We start from the raw sequence: 8,743 nt of genomic DNA, 5'->3' as shown, positions 1-8,743 counted from the left end.
CATGGCGCAGATCATGCCGCCTTCAACGGTGCCGCGTGGATTGGTAAAGCTTTCTAGCGCCGTGTAGTGGATGGTGAGTTCAGTGTTTTGGTCATTCCAATGGATATTATGTCCACCCAAATGGTGATGGATGGGCGGTAAGTGTTCTAAAGTTTTTTGATCCATAATGAAGGCTCCATCCTTTTTGTAGGTGTTATAAAAATTATTATTTCAGGGTATAGGCATCATAAATAACTGCTTTACCCAAGCGCATTGCACTGCCTACCGCAACGGTCTGATTGAGCCATGAATATTTTGGTGAGCTGGTTTCAAACTGCATGGTAATTTTGAAATAGTAGTTTTTCGGGTCGACATCTTTGCCTTGGGCAAGCTGTTTTAGCGTCTCTGCCGAGCCATGGCGGTAACCTTTGGTTTGAAGGTAAATAAGCGCACCGTCATCGGTTTCTAACAAATATCGTGTATCAATAATGGCTAGTCCTTTACTGTCGACAATTTGCCAATCTGCGCCATTATTTAAAATGCGGCCCTTAAGGGATTTACCTTCGAATGTCCCACCTGTAATGGGAATAATTCGGCGTTTACCAGCATCACTGGTGGTGCCTAATTCCCAAACAGGTGCATTTAGATCAACACTAAATTTTGCTAAAGGCTCAAGCTGAATAGGTGGAGGTCTATAGTGCGTTTCGGCATGAGTCAGGCCAATGAGACAAATTCCGCAGAGTAGCGTTACAACTTTCTTCATGATGAATTTCCCGAAATAAAAAGAGGTTCTATTTATGACAGAACCTCTGGTTTTGAATTATTTAAATTTCCATGTGTAGTCGATGTTGAGACGGGTTTCGTTTACAGGTTTGATATTGGCTGTAGAGAGCATGTTGTTGTCATAAATGGCGTAGCGCGCGCGTAACCCTAGATTTTTTAACCAGCCACTTTGAATGGTGTAGCCTAAATCAAAGTCTGTTTCGCGTTCTTTTAGATTGGTTCCGCCTAAATTGGGTGCATAAATATTGTGACCTGTGGTGTAACGGGTCATAAAACGTAAACCCGGAACATAATCTTTAAAGTCATATTCATAACGGAAGCTATAGGCTTTTTCTTTTGGATTTAAAAACTCGCCTGGCCATGTATCAATGAGTAGACCCGTTTCACCTCCCGTTAAATATGGAAACGCGGTGTCGCCATGATGTTGGAAAGTCCCAAAAATAAATTTATGGTTTTGATGTTTTAGTTCGAAATGCGCGTGATAAAGATCATTATCGACTAAGCCTGCTTTTGCTTGTCCGTCATCTCGGCTGCGGTAGTAACGTAATTGAGAGCTAAAATTAGTGGTGTCATTAATTTTATGTTGGTGTAAAGCGCCGACCATGGTTTGGTTATAAAGATCATCAACATCCATGTAAAAAGCGGTGAGTTTGAGTGCAGGATTAAACTGATAGTTTCCACCCAAATAATAGAGTCCATCAGTTTCGGCGCCTTTAAATCGTCCATTCACCCCTGAAATTTTAATTTTTTCATAGTTGGTCGAATCACGATGATTCACTTTATCGAGGTAGGCTGCCTGTAAATCAAAATCTTTAAGATCTTTGCTGGTTAGTGAAATTCCTCGATAAGTTTGAGGAAGTAGACGCGCGGGTGAAGCTACTAAAACAGGATTCATTGGCATGAGCGTACCGATGCGTAGCTCGGTCTGGCTCATTTTCGCTTTTGCTGTGACCCCAATTTCGCCATACGAGTCGGCAGGCTCATTGGTGCGCGTGTCTCTAGGTAAGTTTCCTGTACCGCCATGCTCGGCATCAGCATCGAGTTTAAAGCCTGCCGTTGCAAGCACATCCAGCCCAAAACCAACAGTCCCTTCGGTATAACCTGAATTGGCTTTAAGAATAAAACCTTGTGTCCAGTCCTTGGCAGCAGGGTAAGCAGATTGCTCTTGGTAGTCGCGGTCAAAATAGAAATTTCGCGTGGTGAGTTCTACTGAACTGTTATCAATAAAACTGCCAGCCCACACTGAACCTGAGAGCATAAGGGTAGAGTACATCCATAATTTCGACATAGCATTTCTTCCTGAAATAACATTTTTTGTTTTCAACAAGGCATAGTTGTTGTGTCTGCCTTATTTGGTTTTTAAATCGAATTATTTTCCGAGCAGTTCTCGGGCGACGATTTCTTTCATAATTTCATTGGTTCCCCCATAAATTTTTTGTACCCGCGCATCCACAAAAAAGCGTGAAATCGGATATTCCTGCATGTAACCGTAGCCACCAAAAAGCTGAAGTAATTGATCAATCACTTCACATTGGACATCGGTAATAAAGCATTTCAGTGCGGCAACTTGAGTGACGCTTAACTGGTGTTGTTGATACAGCGCTGCACATTGGTCTACAAAAGCTTGAGCGGCTTTGGCTTTGATTTGCGCATTTGCGAGTACAAATCGTGTGTTTTGCATTTGGCTTAAAGGTTGCCCGAAAGCTTTACGTTCCAGCACATAGTCTTTGGTCAGTTCGATGGCGCCTAAAATTGCCCCCAAAGCCATCATTGAAATGCTTAAACGTTCGCGAGGTAACTCTTGCATTAAATAAGCAAAACCTTGTCCTTCTTCACCCAAACGCTGAGTTACAGGCACACAAACATCATCAAAAAATAGTTCGGCTGTATCTTGGGCATGCAGCCCGATTTTTTGTAAAGAGCGGCCTTTTTTAACACCGTCTAAAGCTGCATCAACTAAAAAAATCGAAATACCTTTTGCTTTGGCTTGAGGATCAGTTTTTGCTACCAGAACGATCAGGTCGGCATGCAAGCCATTTGAGATAAACGTTTTTGAACCATTCACACGATATTGGCCATTTTCTAAAATGGCTTGAGTGCGTATAGCCTGTAAGTCTGAACCCGCATTGGCCTCTGTCATGGCAATTGCAGTGACGACTTCACCTGTCACCATTTTGGGTAACCAATAACGTTTTTGCTCTTCAGTTCCAATATTTTGCAGATAAGGAGAGACCAACTCATTTTGCCCACCAATGGCAACAGCTAAAGACGCAAAGCCCGCTTGAGCAGTTTCTTGAACCAGCATGAGGGAGTAATGAACAGGAGCGCCATAGCCGCCATATTCCTCAGGCACATCAACACACAAAAAACCATTTTCCCCAAGACGAAGCCATAGATCACGTGGGATAAGACCATCGTGTTCCCATTGTTCGTAGTAGGGAGCAACCTGTTCTTTTAAGAACCTGCGATAGCTGTCCCGAAATAGTTCAAATTCTGTATCGTGTGGCATGTTGAACCTTTTTTGGCAAAAGTGAGGCTAAGGCCCAAACCGAAGTTTGAGCTTCCTTTTCTATTTCAATTGCTTATTGTTTTAAGGTGGGCACCCGAATAATCAGCGGATTATCAGTCTGCTTTTGATAAAGCTCATCAATTAAAGCGGCACGACGTTTCGTAATACTGCTTTGATTGAGGTTGCCTTTATCGGTCACTTCGCCTGCATCGAGTTGAGGTGGTTCGGTCATTAAATAAAGCATTGAGACTGTATTTGAACTGCCAGTCGCATCTTTATTAAAGGTCGTTAAAAATTGGCGGAACCATTGCTGAACCTTAGGGTGTTGTAATATCTCTGCTTGAGAATGTTCACCAAGCTGAAGACCTGCATATTGAGTACATGCTTCTAATTTTGGAAAAATCAGAAAGCCAACCGCATTTAGGTTTGAACCTGTAATGCAGACATCTTGAATCAGTAAATTACCTTGAATGAGCACTTTGTTACGTAGTGTGCCGACATTCACAAAAGTGCCTGTATTGAGTTTAAAGTCTTCGGCAATTCGTCCGTCGTACATTAGGCCTTTGGTTGGATCATTGATGTCGACCAAACGAACGGCATCGCCTGTATGGAAAAAGCCTTCATCATCAAAAATAGTACTTTGCTGGTCCGCCTTTAAGCGCCAATAGCCTTTCATGACATGTTTGCCACGAACACAGAACTCAAGTTTGTCACCACATGGCACTAGCTTAATTTCACATCCCGGAGCAGGGTAACCAATAAAGCCAGCCATCACGCGTGGGCCAGTTGTAAAAGCACAAGAGGGAGCGGTTTCAGTCATGCCCAATCCGCTCATTATGCGAATTTTTTCTCCGCAATGTTGCTGAGCAATTTTATCGAGTCTGTTCCAGCCCGCTTCTGAAAGCGCGGCGCCTGCAAAGAATAGAATTTTAACTTTGGCAAAAAAGCGGTCTCTTAATTCTTCATCTTTTTCTAACGCTTCGGTGAGTTCTTCCCAACCTTTTGGCACATTTAAATAAACTGTTGGAGAAATTTCTTTGAGATTACGAATGGTTTCGTCAAATTTTCCTGCAACGGGTTTGCCATCATCAATGTAAATCGTACCGCCGTTATAGAGTGCGATGCCGACATTGTGACTGCCGCCAAATGTGTGGTGCCAAGACAGCCAGTCGAGTAGGACAGGCGGCGTTTCTTCAAACTCAGGGAAAGTCTGCAATAACATTTGCTGATTAACACACAACATTAAATGTGTGGTCGGTACAGCTTTAGGCAATTTGGTTGAACCTGACGTAAATAAGAATTTGGCAATCTGGTTTTCATCAAGGGTTTGGTAAAACTCTTGAACATTTGAAACTGGTGTATCTAATAGCGACTGAAAAGATGTGCAGATCTGATCGCCTACAATGCCTTTATTGGTCACCACTTCAATGTCGGATGTAATACATGCTTGAATGGCTTTGGCAAAAGCTTGTCCATCGCTGGCATAAACCATACCAGGTGTGAGCACTTCAAACACATGTTTGAGTTTGCCAAAGTCTTGAGAAATCAGAGAGTAGGCAGGGGAAATAGCCGAGAAAGGCACACCCGCCAGCATGGCACCCATAGACAGTGTTAAATGTTCGAGATCATTACCACTTAAAATAACGAGTGGTCGTTCTTGGCTTAAATTACGGTCATGCAAAGCCTGAGCAATGTGCCATGCGCGTTGTAGAACTTCTGCATAACTCAGTTTGACCCATTCGCCTTGAGCATTGCGTTTTGCTGCAAAAATATGGTCGGGTTTGGTTTGTGCAAAATGAATTAACCGATCTGTCAGTTTTTGTGGATACGGTTTTAATTGCTCTTTTGGGCTGATATAGAGCGTTTGATCTTTATAGTAATAATGAATATCGTGTTGCCCTAATTTTACGAACCGTTCGCGGTCTTGTGATTGAGTGGCATTCATTTGCATTTCTTTCACTCCATGGAAAGCGCATCACTGCGCTTTATTTTTTTGCATCATGCAATTTTTATTTAATCTGTCGGTATTCGCATTAACCTGACTAAATCGGGTAATGACGTGATTGGGTTTGAATGGTAATCCAGCGTAGTTCGGTAAACTCGGCAATAGATGCTTTACTACCAAATCGTCCGTAACCACTCGATTTTGTTCCACCAAATGGCATTTGAGCTTCGTCATGTACGGTTGCGCCGTTAATATGACAAATACCCGAATCAATCTGTTTAGCGACTTCTAATGCCTGTGAAATATTTTGGCTAAACACTGCAGAAGACAGACCAAACTCGCTGTCATTTGCCAGTGCTATGCCTTCTTCAATGCTTGAAAAACGTTGAACTGTGCATACAGGTCCAAATGATTCTTCGCGGTAAAGCAGCATGTCAGGTTTAATATTGAGCACCAGCGTCGGTTGCATGGTGGTGTCTTCAATATGAATGCCTAAAGGTAAGTCAGCCCCTTTGTTTTGGGCATCTTCTAGCAAATGCTGAATACGGTTTGCAGCGCGGCGACTTTCTAAAACACCGAGTACATTGTCTTTTAAGGTTGGATTACCTGCCTGAATAGAACGGGTTTTCTCAATCAACTTTTCAATAAACTGGTCGGCAATATTGTCTTGAACCAAAACACGTTCGGTCGACATACAAATTTGACCCTGATTAAAGAACGCTCCAAAAGCGACTGCATTTACGGCTTCATAAATATCAGCTTCATTTAAAACCACAACCGGGGCTTTACCACCGAGTTCGAGTAAAACAGGTTTTAAATATTTAGCAGCAGTCTCGGCAATAATTTTGCCGACTTTGGTTGAACCGGTAAAATTAATGCGCTTCACGGCTGGATGAGAGACTAAACGCTCTACGATTTGTGGGGCATCTTCGGCGGCATGCGTAATCACATTCACGACACCTTCACCAAGACCCGCTTCATGTAACACTTCACCAATGAGACGATGTGTTGCTGGGCAGGCTTCAGATGCTTTTAATACAACGGTGTTGCCACAAGCCAAAGGCATGGCAAGCGCACGTGTTGCCAAAATGACAGGCGCATTCCAAGGTGCGATCCCTACAATCACACCGCAAGGAACTCGCACACCCATCGCAAGATTGCCCGGCACATCTGACGGAATCAGACTCCCGTCAATTTGTGTGGTCATTGCTGCTGCTTCACGTAACATGTTGGCAGCAAGGTGAACGTTAAACCCATACCATGTTGCAGTTGAACCTGTTTCTTGCATTCCAGTTTGAATGAATTGCTCGGTTTTTTGGTCCATTAAATCGGCTGCTTTTAATAAGCGTAAACGGCGCTCGGTAGGCGAGAGTTTGGACCATACTTTAAAAGCTTGCTGTGCCGAATCGATTGCACGATCAACATCTTCCAATGTTGCAGCAGCAGCTTTAGTTGCTACCGTTCCATCAATTGGACTAATACGCTCAAAAGTTGCCTGATTTGATGCATCAACAGATTGACCGTGAATAAGTAACTGTACATTTTGCATGGGTTGCGTCCTTACATTGCCATTAAAGAATCAAAAGTTAACCAGTACGTTTATAGCTCTGTAAACCCGGTTTAATTGATTTTTCATCTAAGAATTGTTTCAAACCTTCTTGGCGACCATTTTCAGTATCGCGGTGGATACATTGATCAAGTTTGGCATATAAGTAATCTTCGTTTTGGTCCCATGTCAGTTCACGGCAACGCTTAAAGCCATTTTTAGCAGTACGAAGAACCACAGGGTTTTTCTCGAGTAAGCAATTTGCAAGCTCAGTCACTTCTGCTTTTAATTGGGCAAGCGGTACGCTTTTATTCACAAGACCCATGGTTTCAGCTTCTTTACCACTAAAGGTTTTACCCGTCATGATGTAATACAAAGATGCACGGTGACCTACGGTATCTGCCATTGCTTTACTTACAAGGTTGCCCGGTGGGATACCCCAGTTAATTTCAGATAAACCGAAAGTTGCTTCATCTGCTGCAATTGCTAGGTCACACGCCACTAAAGGTGAGAAACCGCCTCCAAAGCACCAGCCGTTAACCATGGCAATGGTTGGTTTTGAATACATACGAAGAAGTTGCCACTGCCAGCGACATGAGTCACGTCGAATACGCTCTTGGAAAATCTCTGGTTGAGTGTCGACTTCACGGAAATATTCCTTTAAATCCATACCCGCTGTCCAAGAGTCACCTGCACCAGTCAGAACCAAAACTTTGGCATTTTGATCAAGCTCTAGCGTTTCAAGCACATCAATCATTTCACGATTGAGAGTTGGGCTCATGGCATTTTTCTTTTCAGGGCGGTTTAAAGTGACCCATGCAATTCCATTTTCAACTTTAACATCTACTGTTTCCCAGCGGTTTTCATAACTCATCTTCATACTCCTTGAATGATTTTTTGCTGTTCTGGGATTTAATCTAATATCAGTTAAACTTACATTCAAGTCTTTTTTGGAAAATTTCATAAATATTTTATAATTTGTTGTATTTTAAATATTAATTATTTTAAAAAATAATTTTAAATAAAAATATGTTGATTTTTTAATAAGTTTAACTGATATTTTTGGTGTGTTTAAAAATAATACACAAAGGGCTAAATGGAACGACTAGTCAATAAAGGACAACACAATGGAAAAAATATCAGGACAGCCTTCAAGGGCAAAAATCACGTTGCTACTGTGCTTTGCCATAGCAATTTTTGAAGGCTTTGATCTTCAATCAATGGGGGTAGCCGCTCCACGAATGCGGGCTGAGTTTATGTTAGATAATGCCCAGATGGCGTGGGCATTTAGTGCTGCAATTTTGGGAACACTCCCAGGCGCAATATTAGGTGGTCGGTTTGCCGATATTGTCGGGCGTAAGAAAATTCTGATTTTTAGTATCTTACTTTTTGGAATTATGTCTTTGCTAACCGCCTATGCGGCCAATTTTAGTCTGTTACTGCTTATTCGTTTTTGTACGGGTTTGGGAATGGGTGGGGCGCTACCCATGATGATTACGCTTGCCTCTGAAGCTGTACCTGACCAGCACAAAGGTACTGCAGTTAGTGTGATGTATAGCGGCATTCCTTTTGGTGGCTTACTGACATCGGTGGTCGCCATGGCATTGGCAGGCGATGCAGAGTGGCGTCATATTTTCTATATCGGGGGGATTGCGCCTATTTTATTAATACCACTGATTATGCGCTTTTTACCTGAGTCAAATGACTACCTGCAACGCAAAGTTCAAGCACAGCAAACCACGCCATTCTTTGAGGTTTTATTTGCTAAAGAACGACGTATGTCGACCATTCAACTTTGGATAAGTTTTTTCTGCACATTGGTGGTGCTCTACTTCTTGTTGAACTGGTTGCCGTTACTGATGGGTGCCCAAGGCTTATCAAAACTACAGGCGAACTATGTACAGATGGGCTATAACGTTGGCGGAATTTTAGGTTCGGTTCTGATGGGCGTATTGCTTGATAAATTACGCATGAGCTTTGT

The 8,743-nt window shown here is 42.6% G+C and carries 7 protein-coding genes and 1 pseudogene; 1 reads left to right on the top strand and 7 read right to left on the bottom strand.

Features of this window, described 5'->3' with window-relative positions; all coding sequences use genetic code 11:
• From C1642_RS16865 to C1642_RS16835, 7 genes and pseudogenes are all read right to left on the bottom strand, one after another.
• A pseudogene (locus C1642_RS16865) lies at positions 1-165 on the bottom strand (PaaI family thioesterase); the annotation flags it as partial.
• A gap of 40 nt (positions 166-205) precedes the next feature.
• The gene (locus tag C1642_RS16860) at positions 206-742 is read right to left on the bottom strand and encodes a DUF3237 domain-containing protein (protein ID WP_005139744.1); all 537 of its coding nucleotides are present in this window, start codon (positions 740-742) and stop codon (positions 206-208) included.
• Positions 743-799: 57 nt separating this feature from the next.
• Positions 800-2,050 (bottom strand): OprD family porin, encoded by a 1,251-nt coding sequence (locus C1642_RS16855; protein ID WP_002067494.1) that lies wholly within the window; start codon positions 2,048-2,050, stop codon positions 800-802.
• An 81-nt stretch (positions 2,051-2,131) separates the two neighbouring features.
• Positions 2,132-3,271 (bottom strand): acyl-CoA dehydrogenase family protein, encoded by a 1,140-nt coding sequence (locus C1642_RS16850; RefSeq protein ID WP_001119796.1) that lies wholly within the window; start codon positions 3,269-3,271, stop codon positions 2,132-2,134.
• Positions 3,272-3,344: 73 nt separating this feature from the next.
• Positions 3,345-5,231: a feruloyl-CoA synthase gene (locus C1642_RS16845; RefSeq protein WP_171304719.1), complete on the bottom strand. Its 1,887-nt coding sequence runs from the start codon at positions 5,229-5,231 to the stop codon at positions 3,345-3,347.
• Between the two features lie 82 nt (positions 5,232-5,313).
• Positions 5,314-6,765, bottom strand: coding sequence for an aldehyde dehydrogenase (locus C1642_RS16840; RefSeq protein ID WP_103236614.1), 1,452 nt, complete (start codon positions 6,763-6,765; stop codon positions 5,314-5,316).
• A gap of 37 nt (positions 6,766-6,802) precedes the next feature.
• Positions 6,803-7,642 carry a p-hydroxycinnamoyl CoA hydratase/lyase gene (locus C1642_RS16835; RefSeq protein WP_171068709.1) on the bottom strand — a complete coding sequence of 280 codons (840 nt, stop codon included), beginning with the start codon at positions 7,640-7,642 and terminating at the stop codon, positions 6,803-6,805.
• A gap of 247 nt (positions 7,643-7,889) precedes the next feature.
• Between C1642_RS16835 and mhpT the strand changes: the two genes are divergently transcribed.
• Positions 7,890-8,743, top strand: an 854-nt coding sequence (mhpT, locus tag C1642_RS16830; protein ID WP_103236627.1) for a 3-(3-hydroxy-phenyl)propionate transporter MhpT, incomplete at its 3' end; no start/stop codon positions are given.

The sequence above is a fragment of the Acinetobacter sp. AKBS16 genome (genome assembly GCF_002899995.1).
Classification (GTDB): domain Bacteria; phylum Pseudomonadota; class Gammaproteobacteria; order Pseudomonadales; family Moraxellaceae; genus Acinetobacter; species Acinetobacter baumannii.
Note: the sequence above shows the minus strand (reverse complement) of the source record. Positions and strands in the feature narration are given on the sequence as shown.